The organism is Mycobacterium pseudokansasii (assembly GCF_900566075.1).
In the GTDB taxonomy this organism is placed as follows: Bacteria; Actinomycetota; Actinomycetes; order Mycobacteriales; family Mycobacteriaceae; genus Mycobacterium; species Mycobacterium pseudokansasii.
In genome coordinates this window covers 4,344,801-4,368,248 of the sequence record NZ_UPHU01000001.1, presented here as the reverse complement: position 1 = coordinate 4,368,248, position 23,448 = coordinate 4,344,801, and the positions used below count along the sequence as shown (strand labels likewise).

At 64.9% G+C, this 23,448-nt stretch carries 17 protein-coding genes and 3 pseudogenes; 10 read left to right on the top strand and 10 right to left on the bottom strand.

The window, feature by feature from the left end:
* Nucleotides 1–3: 3 nt before the first annotated feature.
* Nucleotides 4–1,053, bottom strand: coding sequence for an acyl-CoA dehydrogenase family protein (locus tag EET10_RS19605; RefSeq protein WP_036400182.1), 1,050 nt, complete (start codon nt 1,051–1,053; stop codon nt 4–6).
* Between the two features lie 84 nt (nt 1,054–1,137).
* Between EET10_RS19605 and EET10_RS19600 the strand changes: the two genes are divergently transcribed.
* Nucleotides 1,138–2,019, top strand: a complete 882-nt coding sequence (locus EET10_RS19600) for an LLM class flavin-dependent oxidoreductase (RefSeq protein ID WP_051490303.1) — start codon at nt 1,138–1,140, stop codon at nt 2,017–2,019.
* Here the strand turns inward: EET10_RS19600 and EET10_RS19595 are convergent.
* The 7 genes and pseudogenes from EET10_RS19595 to EET10_RS19565 all read right to left on the bottom strand — a co-directional run bounded on the left by EET10_RS19595 (nt 1,961) and on the right by EET10_RS19565 (nt 9,200).
* Nucleotides 1,961–2,701, bottom strand: coding sequence for an SDR family oxidoreductase (locus EET10_RS19595; RefSeq protein WP_122502419.1), 741 nt, complete (start codon nt 2,699–2,701; stop codon nt 1,961–1,963). The two genes, EET10_RS19600 and EET10_RS19595, sit on opposite strands and share 59 nt — an antisense overlap.
* 5 nt (nt 2,702–2,706) lie before the next feature.
* Nucleotides 2,707–3,528, bottom strand: a complete 822-nt coding sequence (locus EET10_RS19590) for a FadR/GntR family transcriptional regulator (protein ID WP_036400177.1) — start codon at nt 3,526–3,528, stop codon at nt 2,707–2,709.
* A 160-nt stretch (nt 3,529–3,688) separates the two neighbouring features.
* Nucleotides 3,689–4,915 (bottom strand): annotated as a pseudogene (locus EET10_RS19585) (MMPL family transporter); the annotation flags it as partial.
* A gap of 72 nt (nt 4,916–4,987) precedes the next feature.
* Nucleotides 4,988–6,286, bottom strand: coding sequence for an IS256 family transposase (locus tag EET10_RS19580; protein WP_036402127.1), 1,299 nt, complete (start codon nt 6,284–6,286; stop codon nt 4,988–4,990).
* A gap of 92 nt (nt 6,287–6,378) precedes the next feature.
* Nucleotides 6,379–8,031 (bottom strand): annotated as a pseudogene (locus tag EET10_RS19575) (MMPL family transporter); the annotation flags it as partial.
* Nucleotides 8,028–8,504, bottom strand: a complete 477-nt coding sequence (locus EET10_RS19570; protein ID WP_423793561.1) for an MmpS family transport accessory protein — start codon at nt 8,502–8,504, stop codon at nt 8,028–8,030. The pseudogene EET10_RS19575 and the gene EET10_RS19570, both read right to left, overlap by 4 nt.
* 87 nt (nt 8,505–8,591) lie before the next feature.
* Entirely contained in the window at nt 8,592–9,200 is a 609-nt protein-coding gene (locus EET10_RS19565) for a TetR/AcrR family transcriptional regulator (RefSeq protein WP_036400171.1), read from the bottom strand.
* A gap of 81 nt (nt 9,201–9,281) precedes the next feature.
* On the opposite strand from EET10_RS19565, the gene EET10_RS19560 reads away from it, so the two are divergent.
* From EET10_RS19560 to EET10_RS19530, 7 genes and pseudogenes are all read left to right on the top strand, one after another.
* Nucleotides 9,282–11,678: a CaiB/BaiF CoA-transferase family protein gene (locus EET10_RS19560; protein WP_099187552.1), complete on the top strand. Its 2,397-nt coding sequence runs from the start codon at nt 9,282–9,284 to the stop codon at nt 11,676–11,678.
* A gap of 892 nt (nt 11,679–12,570) precedes the next feature.
* Nucleotides 12,571–13,467: pseudogene (locus EET10_RS19555) on the top strand (PE family protein); the annotation flags it as partial.
* Nucleotides 13,468–13,992: 525 nt separating this feature from the next.
* Nucleotides 13,993–15,120: an aromatic ring-hydroxylating oxygenase subunit alpha gene (locus tag EET10_RS19550; protein ID WP_036400695.1), complete on the top strand. Its 1,128-nt coding sequence runs from the start codon at nt 13,993–13,995 to the stop codon at nt 15,118–15,120.
* A 1-nt stretch (nt 15,121) separates the two neighbouring features.
* Nucleotides 15,122–16,711: a class I adenylate-forming enzyme family protein gene (locus EET10_RS19545; protein ID WP_246013659.1), complete on the top strand. Its 1,590-nt coding sequence runs from the start codon at nt 15,122–15,124 to the stop codon at nt 16,709–16,711.
* A 60-nt stretch (nt 16,712–16,771) separates the two neighbouring features.
* Nucleotides 16,772–17,197, top strand: coding sequence for a nuclear transport factor 2 family protein (locus EET10_RS19540; protein WP_036400168.1), 426 nt, complete (start codon nt 16,772–16,774; stop codon nt 17,195–17,197).
* A gap of 57 nt (nt 17,198–17,254) precedes the next feature.
* On the top strand, nt 17,255–17,725 hold the full coding sequence (locus EET10_RS19535) for an FAS1-like dehydratase domain-containing protein (protein ID WP_051490340.1): 471 nt from the start codon (nt 17,255–17,257) through the stop codon (nt 17,723–17,725).
* Nucleotides 17,722–18,156: a MaoC family dehydratase gene (locus EET10_RS19530; protein WP_081260607.1), complete on the top strand. Its 435-nt coding sequence runs from the start codon at nt 17,722–17,724 to the stop codon at nt 18,154–18,156. Before EET10_RS19535 ends, EET10_RS19530 begins: the two co-directional genes overlap by 4 nt.
* Here the strand turns inward: EET10_RS19530 and EET10_RS19525 are convergent.
* On the bottom strand, nt 18,134–19,624 hold the full coding sequence (locus EET10_RS19525; protein ID WP_063467394.1) for an aldehyde dehydrogenase: 1,491 nt from the start codon (nt 19,622–19,624) through the stop codon (nt 18,134–18,136). The genes EET10_RS19530 and EET10_RS19525 overlap by 23 nt on opposite strands.
* A gap of 90 nt (nt 19,625–19,714) precedes the next feature.
* Between EET10_RS19525 and EET10_RS19520 the strand changes: the two genes are divergently transcribed.
* Nucleotides 19,715–21,079, top strand: a complete 1,365-nt coding sequence (locus EET10_RS19520) for a secreted hydrolase (protein WP_036400162.1) — start codon at nt 19,715–19,717, stop codon at nt 21,077–21,079.
* 37 nt (nt 21,080–21,116) lie between these two features.
* Here EET10_RS19520 and EET10_RS19515 read toward each other — a convergent pair whose 3' ends face one another.
* Nucleotides 21,117–22,265 (bottom strand): aromatic ring-hydroxylating oxygenase subunit alpha, encoded by a 1,149-nt coding sequence (locus EET10_RS19515; protein ID WP_036400161.1) that lies wholly within the window; start codon nt 22,263–22,265, stop codon nt 21,117–21,119.
* Nucleotides 22,266–22,437: 172 nt separating this feature from the next.
* On the opposite strand from EET10_RS19515, the gene EET10_RS19510 reads away from it, so the two are divergent.
* Nucleotides 22,438–23,160 carry a DUF1906 domain-containing protein gene (locus EET10_RS19510; protein WP_036400158.1) on the top strand — a complete coding sequence of 241 codons (723 nt, stop codon included), beginning with the start codon at nt 22,438–22,440 and terminating at the stop codon, nt 23,158–23,160.
* Nucleotides 23,161–23,448: the final 288 nt, after the last annotated feature.

Below are 23,448 nucleotides of genomic sequence, written 5' to 3'. Positions count from 1 at the left end.
TCTTCATGACGCGCCGCCGGCGAAGCGTCGGCCTACCTCGTGGTAGAGCACGCGGCTGTCGCCCAGCATCGCCGCGCCCTGCCAGGCGTGCCGGACATAGAGGTGGATGTCGTGTTCCCAGGTCTGGGCCAGCGCGCCGTGCACCTGGACGGCGGTGCGCGCGCAGCGGGTCGCGGCCTCGCCGGCGGCTGCCTTGGCCAGCGCGGCCGTGGTCCAGGCGACGTCGGGGTCGGCTGCCGCCGCATAGGTGAGGCTGCGAGCACGCTCGACGCTGACGTAGTTGTCGGCCAGCGCATGCTTGATCGCCTGGAATGCGCCGATCGGCGTGCCGAACTGGTGGCGGGTCTTGGCGTGTTCGACGGCGCGCTGCAGGACCGCGCTCGCCACTCCGACCAGGTCGGCGGCGGCGGCGATCAGCGGTGCCGTCAACACCGGTTCGATGCCGGCGACCGGTGCGGTGACTACCGCGGGCGTGTCGACCTTGAGGTCGGCGACGGGTTGTGCGGGATCGGTCGACTCCCCGGGCCGGATGACCACGCCGTCGCCGGCGCGCATGACCGCGGCAACCATGCCCTGGTCCGATGTCGCCAGCGTGACGATCAACTCGGCCTGAACCAGATTGGGCACCGCGACGGCATGTCCGCGCAGGCGTCCGTGCTGCAGTGTCATCGGTGGCCGCGGCAGCCGGTGTCCGGGGGAGTGGACGGCCAGGGTTGCGACCGCCCCTCCGGCGATCTCGGCCAGCACATCGTCGAGACGGCAGGCCCGCAACACGCCCGCAGCCAGGCCGACGCTGCTCAGCAACGGGATCGGGGCGATGGCCGCGCCGCATTCTTCGAGCACCAGCACCAGCGCGACGGGGCCGAAGTCGCCGGCCGAATCAGCCGCGGCGAGTTCGGTCCAGCCAAGCCCGACGACCGTCTTCCACGGCCCACGCCAACGCTCGGGATCGGTGATTGCTTGCCGGGCGACGTCGGGTGGGCACTCGGCGCGCAGGATGTCGCGCACGGTGTCGCGCAGCGCCAGCTGCTCTGAAGTCAGACCGACATCCATAACACCCCTAACATAATAAAAATAGTAAACTAGGCGATCCGGCGCAATCACGCTGGACACCGCCGGACACGCATGGATGGGCATATGGTCGAGTGGCATCTGTTCCTGCCGCAGGTGCGGTTGCCGGTAGCAGATTTCGTGGAGCGGGCGCGGGTCGCCGAAGCCAGTGGGTTCGACGGTGTGGCGTTCATCGATCATCTCGAGGCTCCCGGGCAGCCCGATGAAAACATCTGGGAGGCAATGACGGTCGCCACCTGGGTGGCGGCCAGGACGCAGCGGCTGCGCATCGGCCACCTGGTGCTCTGCGACGCGTTCCGGCATCCAGCGGTTCTGGCCAAACAGGCGGTGACGCTGTCTGCGGCGTCGGATGGCAGGTTCGAGCTCGGCATCGGTTCGGGATCCTGGCCCGCGGAGTTCGCCAGATTCGATGTCGGTCAGCAGGATCCGGTGGCCCGCGTCGAGCTACTGCAGCGCCACCTATCACTGATCACGCAGTACTGGGCGGACGGGGAGCAAGCCCAGTCGCCCAGACCGGCGCACCCGATACCGCTGATCCTGGGCGGCAGTGGGCGCCGGATGATGGAACTGGTTCGCAAATATGCGGATTGGTGGAACCTGCAAGCCAACCACCTTGACCGGTTGCCCCGCCTGGCCGCGGCGGCGGGAGCTGCCCGGATCTCCGTCCAGCAGATGGTGGGCTTTGTCCGGGCGGGCGCCGATCCGGATGCGGTACGCCAGGTGAGCGCCCGGCGATTCGGCTATCTGGGCCCGGGCCTGGTCTGCGGTAGCGCCAACGAATTGATTGAGCACTTCGTGGGCCTGGCCGCGCAACGGGTCGAGCGCTTCTACGTGTGGTTCGCCGACTTCGCCGCGCCGGATTCGCTGGCCGAGTTCGGCGAATCGGTGATCAAGGGCTTCCCGGAGATCCGGGAGACTTCAACGACGCGCGCCGACGGGCCTCGGTAGGCACCACCGGTGGCCGGGCGAACGGACCGCGCCGCACCGCGCTGAGTCGGATCTCCGGTAGGTCGACGGACGAGTCGACGGTATCGAGCCAGGCCACCGTTTCGGCGATGTCGGACACCTGGATTGCATACATCTCGAACGGAACATCCTGCAGCATCTCGGTTTCCACGGGCCCCGGAGTCACCAGGTGGACACTGATGCCGTCGCGGTCGACTTCGAGCGCCAGTGCGCGGGCAAACGCGTTCATGCCGGCTTTCGAGGCCGAGTACGCGGTTCGGGCCGGCATCGGCTCGTGCGCGGCCGATGAGGAGATGAAGACCAGCCGGGAACCTGGCCCCATGCGGGGCAGCACGGCGGAGGTCACCACAAAACAGGAGTCCAGGTTGGCCGAGATGATCGTGCGCCACTGGTCGTAGGTCTGCTTGCGTGCGTAGGTTCCGCCCAGTGCGCCGGCCGCGTGCACTACCAGGTCGATGGTGTCGAGTTCGCTTATGGCGGTGGCGAATCCGGCTGTGTCAGTCGCGTCGGCGATAATGTAGCGGGCACCGATCTCCTCGGCTGCCGACCGCAGCGGGCCCTCCCGTCGCGCCACCAGTACCACGTCGTAGTCGAGGCTGCAAAGCTTGCCGGCACACCCCTTGCCGATCCCACCGCTGCCGCCGGTGACTAACGCGGTTCGCACCGGAATCAGGGGCGCCGGATGTCCCGCGGGCGTGACAGTGCCTGCGGTGACAGCGCATAGATCCGTTGTTCACCACCACCGGACAAGACGTACGTCTGGGTATCGGCGAGGTGTCGGGCCGCAATACGCCGGGCCCGGTCGACGTCTCCCTCGGCAATCGTCTCGGCCAGCTTGATGTGTGTGTTGAGGACCGCGCGACGTTTGGCCAACGACGGGTAGGTGCCCCGCGCCGCGCTCTCGTCGGCCCATTGTTGTTCATGGCTGGTCCACAGGGTCTCGAGGCTGCCCACGACCGCGATGATGGTGTGGTTCCCGCAGCCGCGGACGATGAGATCGTGGAATTGGCGACCGATTTCGGTGAACTGCCGACCGTCATCGAGGTGCTCAGCCATGGCATCGTTGATCTGCTTGAGTTCCGGCACCAAAGTATCTGCGCGGTCCTGTCGTTGGGCCGCCAGTGCGGCGCAGGCAGGCTCGAGTTCCTGCAACGCGGCGCCCAGATCACTGATGGCGACGGACTCGCTTTGCAACAGCAGGCCGAGCATATAAGCGGCGCTGGTCTTGGCCGGCGCGTGCACGACGGCCCCGCCTCGGTTTCCGCGGCGAACCGACACCAATCCCTCGGTCTCCAAGATCCGCAACGCCTCCCGCAGCGACACGAGACTGACGTTGAACTGTTCGACCAGCACTTCCTGGCGGGGCAGCAGATCACCGTCGGCGAGCTCGCCGTCGATGATCTGGCGGCGCAACTCATCGGCTACGATTTCGGCGATCCTCGGCGCAGACAGCCTGCGTCGGGTATCAGGGCCAGTTCCCAGGGTGGTCATCCGATCCTCGATAGAACAAGCAGGGGAGCTGACCCCGCTCAACTCGACTTGCGTTGTCTATCTTAGCAGTAATGGCATAAATAGCATCTCATTGGCGGTGAGCTTCTCGTGGTACTCAGCCTTACGTCGAATAACCTAGAGCGCCAAGGTGATTACTGAATCAGCTCTTCTCCGGTTCCCTCAGGAGCAGTTTACGAACCAACGGACGTGGTCCGTAGGGCCGAAGCAGCCTGCTGGCAGGGCGGGGGCGCACCCGTTGCGGCCACCAGAACCAGCGCCCCAGGAGCGCCGCGACGGACGGCGTCATGAATGCCCGCACGATCAGCGTGTCGAACAACAGGCCCAGGCCGATCGTGGTCCCAATCTGGCCGAGCACCCGCAGGTCGCCGAACACGAACGACGACATGGTGGCCGCAAACACCAGACCGGCAGCGGTCACCACCCCGCCGGTGCTGGCCATGGCGCGGATGATGCCGGTCTTCAATCCGGCGCCGATCTCCTCCTTAAAACGAGAGATCAGCAGCAGGTTGTAGTCGGATCCCACCGCCAGGAGCAGGATGACGGCCAGCGCGAGCACGATCCAGTACAGCCGGATACCCAGGATGTCCTGCCAAACCAGCACCGACAGTCCGAATGATGCACCCAACGACAACGCCACGGTGCCCACGATGACGATCGCGGCGACCAGGCTACGGGTGAGCATCATCATGATGAGCAGGATCAGGCTCAGTGCGGCGATTGCGACGATCATCAGGTCGTACTTGGCGCCGTCCTGGATGTCCTTGTAGGTGGCCGCGGTGCCGGCGAGATAGATCTTGGCGTCCGCCAAGGGAGTTCCCTTCACGGCTTCGTGGGCTGCCTTCCGGATGGGATCGATATGCGAGATGCCTTCCGGGGTCGCGGGATCACCTTCATGGGAGATGATCATGCGAGCGGCCTTGCCGTCGGGTGAGAGAAACAGTTTCAGGCCCCGCTTGAAATCGGGATTGTTGAGCGCCTCCGGCGGCAAGTAGAACGAGTCATCGTTCTTGGCGGCATCGAAAGCTCGTCCCATGGCCGAGGCGTTCTCCACCAGGGCCGCCGTCTGACTGTAGATCCCCGACATCGTGGCGTAGTTGGACAACGCCAGTTCCCGGTTGGTCTGCTGGCTGGCGATTTGCTCTGGTATCAGCGCCACAAGCTGGGGCTGGATCGCGTCGAGTTTGTCCAGCGTTGCCGTGAGGTCTTCGAACCTCTGGCTGAGCTGGTCGATACCGTCGAGCGCGTCGAATACCGATCTCAATGCCCAACATATCGGGATGTCGAAACAGTGATTCTCCCAATAGAAATAACTGCGCAGCGGCCGCCAGAAATCGTCGAAATTCGCGATCTTGTCGCGCAGGTCGTTGATGGTGGCGATCGTATCGTGAAAAGAGGATGTCCCGAGTTCCGTGGAACTTCGGTGGCGGTCCGGTGAGCATCAGGCTGCGCTCACCACGTCATTGTGCACGATGGGTGCGACAGGTTCGGCGAATTCCCGCTCGAGTGCGGCGCGCAGCGCCGGTAGGTGCAGGTGGCCGTTGACGCGGCGGAACTGCTTGCCGGCCTCGACCATGCCGGCCGCACACCAGCGCAGCGCCATCTTGCCGTCACGCCAGCGCTTGACGTTGCCGGCGTGTTCACGACACACCGAGATCATCGACTCGATGGTGTTGGTCGAGCGCACGGTGCGGGCCAGGGCGGGTGGCACACCCAGGCGCAGCACGGTCAGCGTCTCCTCGAGCCCTTCGCGCAGGGACGCGGCCGCGCCGGGGTGGGTGCGGTCCAACTCGGTGGCCAACGCCTGCAGCGCGGCCTGGGCCTCCAACGCCGACTCGGCGTGGTGGGCATCGGTCATCCTACGGCCTACAATGGACCGAAGTCGTTGCGGCAGATGATCTTTGACATTCCTGACCTTGTGGATTTGGCAGCGTTGGATCACCGGGCGCTCGAGCACGTCGACCACGGCTTTGCGCAGCGCTTTGGATCCGTCGATGCCGACCAGTATCGGGCGGGCCACATTCAGGCCGCGGTCCCGCAGGCCCACCAGCAGGTCGCTCACCAGGGTCGCGTTCTCGGTGGAGCCCTCCACCACCGCCAACGGGTGCTTGACGCCGTCGATGTCGATGCCCAACGCGACCACGCAGCACGACTCGGCGAAATGCACGCCGTCGACCATCAGCGCCACCACATCCAGCCCGGACAGGTCCTTGGCCAGCAGCTCGGCCAGCGCGGTTTCGGTCATCGCCACGAACTTCCGCGATACCGCAGACTTGCTTGTGGCAGAGGCAGTTTCATTCACCTGCTGACCGACGGGCTCAAGCCCAACCGGGTAACGCCGGGTGGACAGCCCAGCCAGCATCTTCTCCATCGCCATCCGTCCCAGGATCTCGGTGGACGAAAACAGCTCATAGGAGGCCACCGGCAGCTCGCCGGACCCGTCGACGGCACGCACCCGCGGACGGCTGACCGGCACGCGTCGCCCACCAAGGGTCACCGAGCCGTTCTCATGGCCGTGTCGCACCGCGGTGCGTGCCGGATCGTGTTTGCCTTTCGGCCCGGCAGCTGCGGTCACGTCGGACTCCATCAGAATCTGCATCACCTGCAGCCCCGCTCCGATGGCCAGCGCCAGCAACCCCTCGGACATGTTTCCGGCGATCTCGGCCATCGCCACACTGACGTGCTCTGGAATCGCGACCATCGTCGCGTCTTCGGCCCTGTCCTGACTACTGTTCTTCATTGGTGGTCCCCTTCTCGATGGTGTTCTTGGCGGAACGCCCGACACCTACCACACGGCAGGTCACGAGCGGGGGACCGCCACCTCAATTTCTACGAGACCCGGGACAACCTCTCGTGAAAACTTTGGGTCTCCGCGTGCGTGGCGGCGGCGAGTTCCTGCTGCAGGGCATACTGGCGCTGCAAAATGGCGATCGTCTTCCCCAACTCGTCGGCCTGTCTGAGCAGGTCGGCCGCGCGGTCTTGCTGGTAGGACAGGTTCATCACCTGGCCGACGCTTTGCATGCTGACCTGAAACGGCACCGAGCTGTGGTCGATGGGCGTGCCCAACGGCCTGGTAATGGATTGCACCTGGGCGATACCGGGGATGTGAAAGACGCCTCTGGCCACCCGGTCCAAGACGATCATGTCGGCCGGGTTGCGCATATCGTGATCGGTTTCGATCATCAGCAGTTCCGGGTTGAGCCGGGCCGGCGAAAAATGCCGCTCGGCAGCCGTGTAGCCGACATTCGCCGGAGCGGTGGCGGGCATGTAGGGACGGATGTCGTAGCTCGTCTGATATCCCGGCAGGGCAAGCAGGCCGACAAGGGCCACCGCACACGTCACCGCAAGAATCGGTCCGGGCCAGCGGACAATGGCCGTGCCGATGCGCCGCCATCCTCGGATCCGCATCGCGCGTTTGGGTTCGAAGAGGCCGAAATGACTGCCGAGGGTCAACACGGCCGGGGCCAGGGTCAGGGAGGCGGCCAGCGCGACCAGGATGCCGATTGCGGCGGGAACACCCAAGGTCTGGAAGTAAGGCAACCTGGTAAAGGTCAGGCAATACACCGCGCCGACAATGGTCAGGCCCGACCCCAGCACGACATGAGCGGTCCCGCGAAACATAGTGTAGAAAGCCGCTTCTCGATCCTGCCCGCCGTGCCGTGCTTCGTGATATCGGCCGAGGACGAAGATTGCGTAATCGGTGCCGGCGGCAATCGCCAATAGCGTGAGCAGATTGGTTGAATACGTCGAAAGTCCGATGATCCCGCTGTTCCCCAGAAAGGCGACGACGCCGCGGGCCGCGGCCAATTGGATCAGGACGGTGAGCAGCACCAGGATCGTGGTGACGACGGAGCGGTAGACAATGAACAACATCACCGCGATCACCAGGAACGTGATCGCGGTGACCTTCACAGTGCCTTTGCTACCCACCTGGAACTGATCCGCGATGAGCGGCGCCGCGCCGGTCACATAGGCCTTGATGCCGGGCGGCGGTGGTGTCTGCGCCACAATGTCGCGGACCGCGTCCACCGACGCGATCGACAACGCCTCGCCTTGATTGCCGGCGAGATACACCTGGACATATGCGGCTTTGCCGTCGGTACTCTGCGAACCCGCCGCCGTCAGCGGATCCCCCCAGAAATTTTGGACGTGCTGTACATGCTTGGTGTCCTGGGAGAGTCGCTGGATCAGGGTGTCGTAATAGCGGTGGGCGTCGGCGCCGAGGGGCTTGTCGCTTTCCAGCACGATCATGGCCGCGCTGTCGGAATCGAACTCGCGGAACACTTTTCCGATCCGCTTCATCGCCTGCATTGACGGCGCATCCGGGGCGATCAACGCCACGTTGTGGGCCTTGCCCACGTCTTCCAATTTCGGCACGGCCACGTTTGTCAGGACGGCAAGGCCGACCCAGAACAGCAGGATCGGCACCGAAAGCCGGCGAATGATGTGCGCCACGGATGGCCTCGGAGCATGGGGGTTGCTCATGACGACTTGTCCAGACAGTAGGTGTAGGCGTTCACTTCGTGGACGGTCCTTTCGTCTTTGACGACACCGTTGACGGTGATCCGGCAGCCGATCGAGGAGCTATTGCCCTGTGCCACCACGTTGGCGAACACGGCGGGTTGCGTCGTCGTGATGGTGAACGACCACGGCAGGGTCACGTCGTCAACTCGCTGTGGCACAGCGTTGACGTCGAGGTAGTTGATCGTCGCCACGGTCCCGGGGGCGCCGAAAACTTCGAGGACCACCTGTTTGGGGTTGAACGGGATGATCTCGTTTGAGATGCCACCGGTGGCCGAAGTGGTGTTGTGGGAACCGAAGATCCCGTGTAAGCGATAGACGCTGAAACCCGCGGCCGCGACCACCACTATTGCGACGAGCAGCATCCACCCCCGTCTTACCGACTTGGCGAGCGAAATCGGGGCCATCTTTCCGGCGCTTCGGGCGCGGATCGACATGCCATGACGGTACGGTACCGGACCGGACACTTCAAGAGCCCGGCGGTGGATCGGTGCGTCTTTGGCTGCGGGGTTGGCCGAGGGCCCTTACCGGGTGGGCCGGGTGAGGCTGGGAATGACGACGTTGTCGACGAGGGCTTTCACCGTGTCCGCGGTGGGCGGCCTGCTTGGGATGATGTGCCGGAAGACGAGGTAGCCGGGCAGTAAATCCCAGAGTTCGTCGTCGATGGCGGCATCGTCGATCTCGCCGCGGTCGACGGCCTGCTGCAGGATGTGGTGCATCAGGGCCTTTCGATGCTCGAAGAACCCCTGTTGCATGGCATCGCTGAGAGCCGGGTTGCGCGACACCTCGACCAGCACCGCACGGATGGTGCTGGTGTGCTGAAGGGCCTGCTCGCAGATCACTTCGCCCAGTTGTAGCAAATCGCCGCGCAGCGTGCCGGTATCCGGCGGGACCGCAACCTGGCGGATGCCCTCGATGAACGCGGCCAGTACCAGTTCGGCTTTCGACGGCCAGCGCCGGTACACCGTGGCTTTGCTGGCACGGGCAGTGGCCGCGACCGCATCCACGGTCAACCGGTCATACCCATGTTCTTGCAGCAGCTGCAGGGTTACGGCCAGCAACTCGGCCTCCCGTGGCGACCACGATGAGGGCGGCGAGGAGCGATCGGCAATCTGGGTCACAGCGCCCACGATAGAGCCACTGCGGTAGTACAGACCAGTACCGTACCGTCGGAGGTTGCGCGCGCCAGTGCTGAGGTCCTGCCGGACCGAATTATGCTCGGCAGCGTGAGTCAGGGGTTAAGGCGGCCGACACCGCTTGACGAATTGCGCGTCGTCGAGATCAGTGACCGCATAGCCGGCAGCTACTGTGGCAAGCTGTTGGTCGACGCCGGTGCGCGGGTACGCAAAATCGAACCGCCGCAAGGGGATCCGCTGCGCCGGTACTCGCTCAGCTGTTCGCCGGTGCCCGACGGTTTGCCGGCCTCGCCGTTGTACTGCTACCTCAATGCCGGCAAGCAGAGCCTGACCCTCGTCCCGGATTCCGAGCGATACCGTGCCGAACTCGCTGCTGCCGACGTCGTGATCGTCACCTGCGGCCGGTCACAGGCGGCTGCTCTGGGCATCGACCCCCGACGGCTGCTGGCCGAGTCTCCGCGGGCGGTTGTGATCACGATTTCCGATTTCGGCTGGACCGGTCCCTTCGCCGATCGGGCGGCCACCGAGTTCACACTGCAGGCATGGGCGGGCTCGCCCGGCTTCCGGGGTGATCCCGCCGGACCGCCCATCTCGATCGGCGGTGGCCTGGGCGAGTACATGGGTGGGGTATTCGCCGCATTCGGCGCACTGGCCGTGCGCCGCCGCGTCGAACATGGCGGCCCGGGTGAGCATCTGGATCTGTCCATGCTCGAGGCGATGACTCTGATGCAAAGCAGCGAATGGCTGCATTCGCAGCTGCTGCGGGTTCCGCCGGTCCGCCGTACCCTCGAAGTGCCCTCGATCGAACCCGCCAAGGACGGCTACGTCGGAATTACCATGGTCACCGGCCAGCAGTGGCTCGACTTCACCGCGATGGTCGAATGTCCTCAGCTCGAGGAGATTCCGCAGTTGCGATTCCAGATCGGCCGGTGGGAATACCGGGACCTCATCCGCGAGTCGATCCGTCCGTGGATGGCCGAGCGAACCGTCGAGGAGATCGTCGCACTGGGTCAGCTGTTCCGGCTGCCGATCGCGGCGTTGGGCAACGGCGCCACCATCCGCGACATGGAGTACATGGTCGAGCGGGAAGTGTTCGTCGACAACCCCGCCGGCTTTCACCAGCCGCGCCCGCCGTGGCTGATGTCGCGGTGCGCGCCGGCGCCGGTGCGCCCTACTGCCGGTCTGGGTGCGGACAACGCAGAAACATCCTGGCGCAAAAGCGAATCCGAATCTGAGCCCGCGCCGACCGGGCTGCCGTTGGACGGTGTTCGGGTCATCGACCTGACCGCCTTCTGGGCCGGGCCGGCCGCCACCCACCTGCTGGCGGCCTTCGGCGCCGATGTCGTGAAGATCGAGTCGATCCAGCGTCCCGACGGCATTCGCTACTCGGGGGGCATGCGCAGCGATGTGGACGACTGGTGGGAGTACGGCTGGGTGTTCCATGCGATGAACACCAACAAGCGTTCGGTCACGTTGGATTTGGGCTCTGACGACGGACGCCGGTCGTTCCTCGCGCTGGCCGCGGATGCCGACGTGATGATCGAGAACTTCTCGCCGCGCGTGATGGAGCACTTCGGGCTCACCGCCGAGGTGCTGCTGAAAGCGAACCCCAAACTCGTGGTCGCCCGGATGCCGGCCTTCGGGTTGGCGGGCCCGTGGCGCGACCGGGTCGGCTTCGCCCCTACCATGGAGCAGATCGGCGGCCTGACCTGGGTGACCGGATTGCCGGAGGCGCCGCCGGTGACCCCGCGCGGCGCGTGTGATCCGCTGGCCGGCGTCCACGCGGCGTTCGCCGTGCTGGCCGCACTGAACTTCGCCGAACGCACCGGGGCAGGCCAGCAGGTCGAGCTGCCGATGGTCGAGTCGGTGTTGAACACCACCGCAATTCAGCCGATTGAGCACGAGGTCCACGGAGTCACGCTCGAGCGGCGTGGCAATCGTGGTTTCGGCGGGGCGTTACAGAACATCTACCGGTGTGCCGGCGAGGACGACTGGATTGCGGTCAGTATTCGTCACAACCACGACTGGAGTGCGTTGGTCGAGTTGATGGAGCGACCGTCCTGGTGCGACGAGTCGCTGTCGACTGCGACGTTGCGCCGCGAGCGGGCCGACGAGATCGACAGCCGGCTGCGGGACTGGTTCGCGGCGCGACCGCTCTTATCGACAGTGGAATCGCTTGCCGCTGAGGGTATTCCGGCTGCACCGGTTGTCTCGCCGTCATTGGTCACCGAAAACCCGCAACTGTGCGACCGGGGCTATTTCGAGTCGCTGGTCCACTGCCGTATCGGACAAGCCCTATATCCCACACCGCCCTTCGCGCAGCTGGCCGGCCAGCGGGAATGGTTGCGGCGTCCACCGCCGACCCTTGGCGAGCACAATGAAGAGATACTGCGTGAGCGGTGCGGGCTGACCGACGAGGAACTCGCGCGGCTGACGGCAAGTGGCGTCATCGGGACCCGGCCCAAGGGGCTGTAGGCGCGCCCCGGCTAGTTGACGGTCGGCTGTTAGGCAGTGACCGTCGTCGGGCGGGTTGCTCTCAAAGTGTGCAGAATGTCGACAATGCCAGCCTCCGGGACGGATGGCCGGGATCCGGCGTGCTTGCCTGGGAACAACTCGAATGCCTAGGACTGTCAACGAAGCGCGAAGCTCATCGATCGAGCTGGAAAGTGTTTCGTGGGCGCCGGCGGCCCGTTGACAGTATTGCGGATGCAGAACGGGCCACAGCTGATTCCCAAGCCCTGCAACAGCGTAAGCTGCGTCGGGCTGCCCATGTCCCGCCGGGCTCGCCGTCGAATAGCGTTTACATCGAATCGTTCCATACATGGACCGGGGTCGGTTCCGGCCGTTCCAAAGCAACCGCAGCCGGGGGTGAACAAGCGCCACGGACGAATCCGTCGTCTCGCGCGGTGTTCGACGCCTTCTCACCAATGAGGAAGTTGCGACGGTGCCAGCTGCGTTTCGTCAGACCTCGCTGCTCGCAATCAACGAAAGGGGAAAACCCACTCTACGCTAATTGACTTCCGTTGCAATGGTTTTCGCGGAGAACCGATACTGTGGCCGGTCCATCTATTGCCCGCTTTTGTGTGGCATCGCTGCAACTGCTATTCCGCGGCACGATCCCGTACCCATGGCTGCAAAGGTCAAGGCAAAGTCTGGGTCCTGTGATTGTACGTACTAACCGATCTGACGCCCGGATCTGTGAAAGGGCGGGACAGTCTCGAAAAGCCTAAGGTGTCTCCCGGATCAGGATACGATGTGTCCTTACCTATTGGTCGATGTGACCAATTGATCCCTGGGTCGGCATGACTCGGCATGACTCGGCATGACTCGGCATGACGTAGTGGCGATTACGCAGCGGAGGTGGCAGATGCCGTATACGATCGCGGCGACCGACATAGTTATGGCCACGGCAACTGATCTGGCGAGTATCGGTTCGGCACTCAGCGCGGCAAACGCAGCCGCGGCGGTCCCCGACGACTAGGGTCGTGCGGCGGGCGCCGATGAGGTGTCGGTGGCCATCGCTGCGGTGTTTGGCAAGTACGCCCAGACATATCAGACGCTTAACGGGCAAGCGCTGGCGTTCCAAGACCAGTTTGTGCGGGCCCTGAGTTTGGGCGCGGGTGCGTATGCCAGTGCCGAGGCGGCCAACGCGTCGCCGCTGCAGGCGGTGCTCAACGAGGTGAATACAACCATCCAGTCGGTCATCGGGCGCCCGCTGATCGGCAACGGCCCCAACGGTAGCCCGGGATCCGAGGCGGATGGCGGGCCCGGCGGCATCTTGATCGGCAACGGCGGAGCCGGCGGGTCCGGTGCTCCCGGCTTGCCGGGCGGCAACGGCGGGGCCGCCGGACTGTTCGGCACCGGAGGGGCCAGCGGCGTTGGCGGGCTGTTCGGGGCCGGCGGCAACGGCGGTAACGGTGGGTTTGGCCAGGCAGGGGGTGGGGCCGGCGGCAGCGGGGGGAACGGCGGCATGTTATTCGGCGCCGGTGGGGCCGGCGGCGGCGCCGGGCAGTTCGGCACAGACGGCGACGGTGGGGCCGGCGGGGCCGGCAGCAAGGCCGGGCTGATCGGTAACGGCGGCGACGGTGGCGCCGGCGGGGTGACCACCGCGACGGGGCCGACTGCTACCGGCGGCGACGGCGGTAAGGGCGGCGACGCCTGGCTGATCGGCAACGGCGGTAACGGCGGCAACGCCGGGACCGGCGTGGTGCTGGGCAGCGCAGGCGCCGGCGGCACGGGTGGGTTGTTGCTCGGCCAGAATGGAATGTCGGGGTTGACGTAGCCGGCGACGGGGCTCGACGCCAGCGGTGCCGCGGTGTCCTCGTCGACGACCAGCTCGCCGAAACGCCGCGATACCCCTACCGCCTCGCACAGCGGCCATACCGGCCTCTCCGGTCGGTGTTCTCAAACGACCCAGCATAACGTCAGTACCGCAACGACTTTCGGGCTGCATTTCGGTGGAGGTGGCTTCCTCGGTTTGGCGATCTTAGGCCGCAGCGCTGCCGTGTGGAGCTTGCGCGCGCAGCGGGTCGCGATGGTCTTCGTCACAGTATTTCGGTCCAACATCAACCCCGTCTCCGGGCCCGTCCGCGGCCAGCTCGCCAGTCAGGAGGGCACGCTGTATTGCATTTTCAGACGATGCAACGAATAGGGCTATGTGCCAAGTTGACGAGTCAAGCCGCTGCGTTGACGTTCAATCCCTAAGATAGTAAAAATAGACCTAGTCGTCGGACCACGGTGAGCCAAACGCGGCTGGTTGCCGCTCGGCCGCGTGGGAAACGGAGACCTCGTGACGCAGACCATTTCAGGCTCGGCTTCCGAATCGGCCCAAGATCCGTCGGAACGAGAGTTCGGTGCGAGCGGGATTGCGCTGTCGTCGTACCGGTTCCCGACGGGATGGTTCATCGTCGCGTTCGCCTCCGACCTGGCTCCCGGCGATGTCAAGCGTGCGCATTATTTCGGCGAGGAGCTGGTGCTGTTTCGTACCACTTCGGGGCAGGTGCACGTGCTGGACGCCTACTGCCAGCACCTCGGAGCCAACCTGGGTGTCGGCGGCACGGTGGAGGGCGAACATATCGTGTGCCCCTGGCACGGCTGGCAATGGCGCGGTGACGGCACCAACGCGCTGATTCCCTACAGCAAGATCGGCTGTAAGAACAACGTCCGGATTCGCAGTTACCCGAGTATGGAGTGGTACGGCTTCATCCTGGTCTGGCACGAGCGCCACGGGCGGGCACCGTACTGGCAACCGCCGGTGTTGCCGGAGCTGGAAACCAACGAGTACTACCCGCTGCACCCGCACAGCCGGATGCTCAACCGGGTCAAGGTGCATCCGCAGATGATCATCGAGAACGCCGCCGACCCGTATCACGTGCAGTACGTGCACAAGGCCGCCAACCCGGCCACCACGGCGTCGTTCGAGGTCTCCGGTTACCACCTGCACGCCACCGTGAACGCCAACTTCGGCGGCGGCAGACCCGCGACCTGGTTGACTCCGAACGGTCCGGTCGACGCCAAGATCATCTACGACAACTATTCGCTGGGGTTGGGTCTGGTGCGCTTCCCCAGCGAACTGGTGGGCACGGTCCAAGTGACCGGACAGACGCCGGTCGACGAGGATTACACCGACTACTTCTACACCCAGGCCTCCCTCCGCGAGCCCGGTGACACCGGCGACGTGCCTACCGGGCGCGCCGCCAAATTCCTGGCCTTGCAACAGGAAGTGATCAAACAGGACTTCTTCACCTGGGAGAACATGAAGTACTTGGAGAAGCCGAACCTGGCGCCGGAAGAAGCACACGACTACGCGGCCCTTCGTCGCTGGGCGCACCGCTTCTACCCGGGTGCACAACCCTGCGCCGACGACTTCGGATACACCGCCGACGGCAAGCCCGACCCCACGGCTGCGAAGGCGTGATGTGAGCAGCCCCCCGGGGCCCTCCGACTTCGGAGTAGATCGCTTCACTGTCGCCGATGTGCTCGACCGTCGCGCGGCACAGCATCCGGATCGGGTGATGCTGTCGGTAGCCGGCGTCGACGTCACTTTCGAGGACCTGCGACTGGGGTCGTGCGCCGCTGCGAGCATGCTGACTGACCTCGGCGTCGACCGCGGTGACACCGTGGCGCTGTTCACCGCAACGTGCCCGGAATGGATCTACTTCTGGCTGGGCGCCGCGCGAATCGGCGCCGTCAGCGCGGCGGTGAACGCCGCCAACAAGGGCGACTTCTTGCTGCATACCTTGCGGCTATCGCGGGCCAAAGTGATACTCACCGACCCCGAGCGACAACACCGCATCGAGGACATCGCCGACCGGCTGGACACACTGAATGAAATTGTGGTGCTGGGTGATTCGCTGAGTGCGGCGCTGAACCGCGATGCCGGCCGTCCGCCGCAAGACGGCCTGGGTGCGGCGGAGGTGGGATCGCTGTTCTTCACCTCGGGCACCACGGGGCCGTCGAAAGCCGTTGCCACCAGCTGGCATTACCTGTTCACGGTGGCCGCCACCGTGACATCGGCCTGGCGATTCGCCCCGAAAGAGGTGATCTGGACCGCGATGCCGCTGTTTCATCTGAGCGCAGCGCCCATCGTGCTGGCACCGATGCTGGTCGGCGGAACAACGGTGCTCGCCCGCGAATTTCATCCCAGCGAGGTCTGGGACGAGGTGCGTGCGCATAGCGCGGTCGGTTTCGTCGGCGCCGGCGCGATGGTGTCGATGCTGCAGAACCTCCCGCCGGATCCACGTGACGCAGAGCTGCCGTTGCGGTTCATCTCCGCCGCACCGATTAGCGCGAACGCCTTCCGCGACATCGAAAAGCGTTACGGCTGCCGCGTTGTCACGATGTACGGATTGACCGAAGCATTTCCCCTTACGGTCACGGGCGTTGCCGACGACGGTGTTGCGGGGACATCGGGCAAGCCAATCCCGAATTTCGAAGTGCGCATCGTCGACGACACGGGCAACCCGTTACCGGCCGGAGAGGTTGGAGAGATCATCTGCCGGCCCCGATATCCACACGTAATGAGTGCAGGGTACGTAAGCCAAGAGGCGCCGGAGGCGCCGGGCTTGCCGGTCGATCCGCATCAGGACTGGTTTAACACTGCAGACCTGGGCAGATTCGACAACGAGCAGAACTTGACCTATGTGGACCGCATCAAGGATTCGTTACGCAGACGCGGCGAGAACATTTCCTCGGTGGAAGTGGAGACCGTCGTGACAGGGCATCCGGCGGTGCTGGAGGCCGCGGCCGTCGGCGTCCCCAGCGACGTGGGCGAGGACGACATCCTGCTGCTCGTCACCATTCGTCCCGGTGCCGTCATCGACTGCGCGGAGTTGCTCGACTTTTGCGCTGACCGCATGCCCCACTTCTGCGTGCCGCGATTTGTGGAGACGGTCGATGAACTCCCGAAGAACGGAATCGGACGAATACGTAAAGATCTATTGCGTGCCAGGGGTTTAACACCGGCAGCATGGGATCGCGAAAGGCATGGCTACCAAGTCAGCCGATGAGTTAACGTAGTGTCACGTCAGTCGGTTCGGTTATCCCCGCGAGTGTGGCTGGAGAGCACAATGACGTTGTCGTATCAGGAACAGCAGATGCTGCACGCTGCGACGGGCCGCGCCGCCATTCTGGATTTGACCGCCCGGCACAATCGGGCCTATTCCGAGGGTGACCGCGACGCCTGGATCGCCACCTTCCGTCACTCCGGTGCGGGGTATAGCCGTGACGGCGAACCATTCGGTGATCCGCGCGCGGCGTTCGACGGCGGTGACGGGCAACGCCTGGTCACCGTCGACCACGAGATCCATGTCGACGGGGTCGACGCGACGCAGCGGTGTGTCGCACTGCTCGTTGCGCGCCTGCATGGCGACACCACACTGCGGGCCACTGGGACATTCCGCGATCAGCTGATCTACGAGCGCGGTGGTTGGTATTTCACTTCCCGCGCGCTGCAATGGGATTCGGTACCGAGCCGGCACCCGCTCGTCATGTAACCGGTTGCCCACGTGAACTACCAACTGGCCTTCGGCAGCTATCAGGATGCGCTGCAGATGGTCGGCGCGACTACGGAACCGCGAACCGCTGCGACCGTGGTCAGCGGCGCGCGCATTCAGCTGTTTGCCGCCATGGTCCATGACGGTAACCGGTCGTATTGGGACACCGAATACGCCCGGCGCTGGGGAGGCTTGCTAGCTCCACCGGCGCTGTTGATGGGCTGGCTGATTCCACCGCCATGGCAACCGGGAGGCCGGGTGCCCGCGGCATCCTTGGCGCTGCGGGTGCCGTTGCCGGGCACCACATTCATCAACGCGGCTAACGACGCCGAGTTCCTGCGGCCCATCGTCGAGGGTGATCGGCTCACCGTCGTCGAGGAGCTGGTGTCGGTCTCCCCGGAAAAGCAGACCCGGCTCGGGGTCGGTCATTTCGTCGAGACGCTGGAGACCTACCGCCGCCAGGACGGCGCGGTGGTTGCCACGTCGCGAAATACGTTGTTCCGCTTCACACCCGGGCCGGGATCGTGACCGATCTGGCGTGGAACGAAATCACCGTTCCGACCGAGCTGCCCGAGGTCGTCGACCAGATCAGTTATCAGCGGGTGGTGGAGAACGCCGGGGCGACCTGGGACTATTTTCCGGGCCATTTTGATCCGGCCTACGCCCAAAGCCAGGGAAATCCAACGATTTTCGTCAACACCATGCATCTCGCGGGTTTTGCCGACCGGATCGCGACCGACTGGGCGGGTCCGGGCAGCCGGGTGGTACGCCGTTCCATGAGGTTGGCCGGCTCGATCTATGCCGGCGACACCATGGTGGGGCGGGCCCGGGTGGTGGCCAAGCGGTGTGATGAAAGTGTCGACCCGCCGCGTTATCTGGTCGATCTCCGGATCGAGGTGTCCAATCAGCGTGGCGTGTTGTGCTGTCCGGTCGAGATCACCCTGCAGCTGCCGCAATAACATTGAGCGGCGGCATTTTTCCGTTGCATAGCACCGCTTGCAGCTCGACGTATTCGGCTAGGCCCTCGGGCCCGAATTCGCGGCCGATGCCCGACTTCTTGAAGCCGCCGAACGGCGTGCTGATGTCGAGCATGTACATGTTGATCCCGTAGGTGCCGGTCCGGATCCGGGCGGCGATATCGAGGCCGTGGGCGGTGTCGGCTGTCCAGACCGAACCGGCCAAACCGTAGTCGCTGTCATTGGCGATCCGGATTGCGTCCGCTTCGTCGCGGTAGGTAAGCACGGTCAACACCGGGCCGAATATTTCCTCCCGGGCGATGCGCATGTCGTTGGTGGCGCCGGTGAACAGCGTTGGCCGCACGTACCAACCACGTTCGGCCGGGCTGTCCTCGCCCCCGACCACGATGCGCGCCCCCTCCTGCCGCCCGGACCTGATGTAGTCCTGAACCCGATGCTGTTGGCGGCGGGCGACAAGTGGCCCGATGTCGGTCTTTTCGTCAGCGGGGTCGCCAACTTGCAGCGCTGCCATCATGTCGGCAAGGGCGTCGACGACTTCGTCGTGACGTCGTTCGCTGACCAGGATGCGGGTCTGGGCGACACAGGCCTGGCCGTTGTTCATCAGGCCGGCCGTCTTCAACCCCGCGACGGTCTTGTCGAGGTCGGCGTCGTCGAGGATGATCGCGGCCGACTTGCCGCCCAGTTCCAGGCTGATCCGTTTCAGCTGCTCTCCACAGATCGCGGCGATCCGGCGGCCGGTGGCGCTGGAGCCGGTGAACGCGATCTTGTCCACCCCGGGATGGCGCACCAGCGCCTCGCCGGCAGCCGGTCCACCCGTCAGCACCGAGACGACGCCCTCGGGCAGCTCCACCTGCTCGATCATCTCGGCCAACCACAAAGCGTCCAAAGGAGTTTCGGGTGCGGGTTTGACGATGACGGTGCAGCCGGCGATCAGGGCCGGGATCAGCTTCGGCATGATCAGGCATTGCGGCACGTTCCACGGCACAATGGCGCCCACCACACCGACGGGCGCACGACGCAGGTGCGCCTCGCCGAGCACACCCTGCCGCCGTTCTGCCCACGGGAAGTCCCGGGCGGACGCCAACGCCAGATGGATCATCGACGCGGCACCAGCAGCCTGGCCCAGCCTGCTGAAACTGCGCGGCGAACCCATCTCCGCGGTAATCAAGTCGGCCATGTCGTCGAGGTGGCGCGCGTAAACGGCGGCCAGCTGCTCGATCTTGCTCATTCGCTTCTGCGGATCCCACAGCGGCCACGGACCGTGGTCGAACGCCTGCCGCGCGGCCGCCACCGCCGCCTCGACATCGCCGGGACCGGCCGCCGGTGCCTCGCCCAGGGGTTGCTCGGAGTGCGGGGAAATGACGGAAAGCCGCTCAGGCGTGGTGGGTTTGCGCCAGCGCCCGCCGATGAACAGTTCGTCATACCTGTGACGCGGGGATTCTGCCGTCATCAGGGCACCACCTCGGGGCAGGCGACAGTAACTTTGCTATTGATGCTAACATAGCGAAAAAGCGCGGTCCGGCGCCCGGGAAGGCCTGACATGAGCAGCGACTGGCGCAGTTACCCGTTCCAGCTGGTAGCCGGCGACAACGCGCTGGAATTTCCCGCCGCCGAAGGCGCCCACGCCGATCAGGAATCCGATACCTGGTTTCTCGCCGGCCAACTGGACACAACCGGGAGCGGCCGATCGTTTGCGTTCCTGACCATTTTCAACAAGAACCGCCCCGGGGGCTCGGTGGTCGCCGACTTCTACACGCTGGCGCTGTTCGACCTCGACACCGGCGAGTACGGCACCTACACCGACTACGACATGCCGCCGGCCAGCATGGCACCCGACGCCCAGCCCAAGCTGTCGGCCGCCACGGGACACCTCGACCTCGAATACCGGAGCGGCGCCGGCACCGCGTCATGGATCACCTGCCGTGACGCCGATGGGGACCTGTTGCCCTACACCTACCAGGTCAATCTGGTGGGAACCGATCAGGCCGGTCGATTGATGCGGCTGGATCTGGCCGTGACGCCGACGCGCGCGCCCACCCCGGTGGGGGCGTCGGCCTACAACGGAACGATCGTCTGCTTCGGCCAGGCCGATACCCGCTCCTACTTCCATGCCGGAATGACGATGACCGGAACGCTGTACTGGGGCGAGGTGAGCCAACAGGTCACGGGTACGGCCGGGCACATCGACCGGCAGTGGTTCCCGAGGTATGCCGGCGGCGGGGGAGACCCGCGGGGCCGGTCGCACGAATGGCGCACCATCCATTTCGACAACGGCGTCGACATGAGCATCTGGCGGCAGTTCGACCGTACGAACGGCAATGCGGTCCAACCGTTTACCGGAGTGACGGCGAGTTACCCCGACCCGGACCGGCGGCCGCAGTGCGCCGAGGACGTCGACGTCACCATCCTCAGCTATGTCCGCTGGCCGGAGTCCGTGCGGCCGCTCCTGCCGCCGATCACACCGGTCCGCTACCTGCCGGACCGCCACCGGATCACGTGCGCCACAATGCAATTGGATCTCATCGGGGAGCCGCTGGTGGCCGCTCCGGCCCATGGCCTGCCGATCGAATACATGGAGGGCCCCTACCACTACCGCGGCACGCTGCAGGATAAGCCGGTGACCGCCTTTGCGTTCTACGAGCGGTCGCTGGCGTTGTATCGCGACTGGGAGCTGATCGACGTGCTGGCCGCGACCGTCGCGATCGCCCGGCCACCGACGCCGGAGCTGGCCGCCCTGGTGGAACGCGTTACGCCATTGGTGCTTTCGGGCCAGCGCGGACCGGCCCTGGAGATGTTGCAGGCGGGATCAGCAGCGCTTCCGGACGATTGCGACCATGATTCCCGTGACGTTCTCCACGCGCTCATCGGCTCGCTGACGCGGGAGACTCCCACGGCGAAGCTGTAATTCGGCAGGAGTCTTCTCGACCTTTTGCTGCGAATCTTCAGCCTCGGTGCAACCCGTCGAGCGCGCGCTCCCACGCGAGGTGACGATGCTGTAGCCCCGGCTCATTGCGCCCGAACACCAGTCGCTCCCGTGCCCCTGATTCGAGGTTGGCTTGCAACGACTCGGCAAGTCGATAGTCCTCGTCGCGGACCGTTGCGTGTGCGTACTCGAATACGGCCTGGGCGCCGGCGGCCACGGATTCATCCGAGACGTCCAGCGCCGTGGAGTTCTGGTGGACGGTGACGGATCGGCCCGGTTGCTCACCGGGGTAAATGCGGAACAGCTCGCCGTTGGCGATCGTCACCGACAGCACGATGTTGGGAAACAGCGCGTAGATCACGACCATGTGGTGAAACGGATTCCACTGGTCCTCGGGCGCCGTGTCCAGCTCCATGATGGTGTTCAGCGGAAAGATCAATCGGTGGTGTGCTCCATAGGAGTCGAAAACCGTGCAATTGCTGCGGGCGATGGTGGCGAAGGTTTGCTTGTGCACCGTGGCGAAGTGGTAGTTCTCCGAGAAGGTGTCGATCGCCAGCTTCCAGTTGATCCGCGAGTCGAGCACCTTTTCACCCAGCGGAGACCAGTGCCCGATTCCCCACGAGTCGAGTTCGTCGGCCAGCGGTCCCAGGTGTGTTGCGACGTCCAGCGTGGCGCCGGGATCCAGGGCAACCCACAGAAAACCGGCGAACTCGGTGGCCGGAAGCCTGGTCAACCCGTCGTCCTTCAACGTCATCTCGGGAAAGCCCTCCCGGCCCGGCAGTCCGACCAATCGCCCGCTGTTGTCATACGTCCAGGCGTGGTAGGGGCAGCTAAACCGCTTCGCGGTGCCACACCCGGTCGCCACCTGCGCCTGCCGATGCAGGCAGACATTGTCGAAGGCCCGCACGGAGCCGTCCGACGTCCTGGTCAGCAGCACGGATCGCCCCATCACCGTCTTGGTGCAATACGAGCCGGGCCGGGGAAGCTCGGAGACGTAGCCGACCAGTTGCGGGCAGGACATCACCATGGCCCGCTCCCGGCCGTGTCGCTCGAGCGAGGTGTACTCCCGCGCGCGGACCGTGTGCTGCGAGGGCGCCAGGTCGGTCGTCTGGTCGCGTGCGAGCTTCAGGGCACGGCGGGTGAGGTCGATGAGCTGGTGGTGATCCATCGCGACCCCCGTTGCATCGAGTGCGGGCTGCTCGCCCCTAACTTTACTAACTTTGCATTGACAACAAGAATCGGCTGCCGACCCCGCCCAAACGTACGTTGTGACATTGTGATGTAGATGTGACTGGCGAGCTCAATGAGTCAATTGATGTAGGTGTCGTACTCTGTGGCTTGTGGAGGTCTCGCGGCGGGATGTGCTCAAATTCGCGGCCGCGGTGCCCGGCCTGCTGAGCCTTGGCGTCGCGGCCGCGTCGTTGCGTGCCGCGCCGGCATCAGCGGGTTCGCTGGGCATCTTGTTGGACTATTCGGCCGGAGTCATCCCCGCCAGCCAGATCAGGGCCGCCGGGGCGGTGGGGGCGATCAGGTACGTATCGGATCGGCGACCAGGGGGTACCTGGATGCTGGGCAAGCCGATCCAACTCGGTGAGGCCCGCGATCTGAGCAGCAACGGGCTCAAGATCGTTTCGTGCTACCAATTCGGCAAGAGCAGGACGTCCGACTGGCTGGGCGGGGCGGCTGCAGGTGTTCAGCATGCCACGCGGGGCATGGAGTTGCACACCGCGGCGGGCGGCCCCGCGGGCGCTCCCATCTATGCCTCCATCGACGACGATCCGTCATATGAGCAGTACAAGAACCAGGTCGCGCCGTATCTGCGGTCCTGGGAGTCGGTGATCGGGCATCAGCGCACCGGCGTGTACGCCAACTCCAAGACGATCGACTGGGCGGTGCATGACGGGTTGGGCTCTTATTTCTGGCAGCACAACTGGGGTTCGCCGAAGGGGTTCACACATCCGGCCGCCAATGTGCACCAGGTCGAGATCGACAAACGCAAAGTCGGCGGAGTCGGCGTGGATATCAACGAGATCCTCAAGCCCCAATTCGGGCAGTGGGCCTAATTGTCCGCCCCGTCAAGGCCCGTCAAGCCCTGTGTGCGGCACGCTCCAGCAAACACTCGTTCGCTTAGATCGCAGCGGCGCAAAAAGCGGTGATTGCGCGGCGCGACGGCAGATGCGACGTCACGGGCCGGGCGCAGCGCAGAATTTCAACATAACGATTTGGTAACAATACTGCCTTGATCAGCGCAGTTATGGCTACTCGACCGTAACCACCTGCACGCAGGACGTTTGTTACGCCCGCCCGCGCCGACGGCGAAACCCGGTGTTACCGATGACATGGTTACCCGC

Excerpts from the sequence above, each read along its gene's own strand:
- EET10_RS19600 (WP_051490303.1), top strand. The coding sequence starts at position 1,138 with ATGGTCGAGTGGCATCTGTTCCTGCCGCAGGTGCGGTTGCCGGTAGCA.
- EET10_RS19520 (WP_036400162.1), top strand. The coding sequence starts at position 19,715 with ATGAGCAGCGACTGGCGCAGTTACCCGTTCCAGCTGGTAGCCGGCGAC.
- EET10_RS19605 (WP_036400182.1), bottom strand. The coding sequence starts at position 1,053 with ATGGATGTCGGTCTGACTTCAGAGCAGCTGGCGCTGCGCGACACCGTG.
- EET10_RS19535 (WP_051490340.1), top strand. The coding sequence starts at position 17,255 with ATGGTCGGCGCGACTACGGAACCGCGAACCGCTGCGACCGTGGTCAGC.
- EET10_RS19570 (WP_423793561.1), bottom strand. The coding sequence starts at position 8,504 with ATGTCGATCCGCGCCCGAAGCGCCGGAAAGATGGCCCCGATTTCGCTC.
- EET10_RS19525 (WP_063467394.1), bottom strand. The coding sequence starts at position 19,624 with ATGACGGCAGAATCCCCGCGTCACAGGTATGACGAACTGTTCATCGGC.
- EET10_RS19540 (WP_036400168.1), top strand. The coding sequence starts at position 16,772 with ATGACGTTGTCGTATCAGGAACAGCAGATGCTGCACGCTGCGACGGGC.
- EET10_RS19590 (WP_036400177.1), bottom strand. The coding sequence starts at position 3,528 with ATGACCACCCTGGGAACTGGCCCTGATACCCGACGCAGGCTGTCTGCG.
- EET10_RS19515 (WP_036400161.1), bottom strand. The coding sequence starts at position 22,265 with ATGGATCACCACCAGCTCATCGACCTCACCCGCCGTGCCCTGAAGCTC.
- EET10_RS19560 (WP_099187552.1), top strand. The coding sequence starts at position 9,282 with ATGCTCGGCAGCGTGAGTCAGGGGTTAAGGCGGCCGACACCGCTTGAC.
- EET10_RS19580 (WP_036402127.1), bottom strand. The coding sequence starts at position 6,286 with ATGAAGAACAGTAGTCAGGACAGGGCCGAAGACGCGACGATGGTCGCG.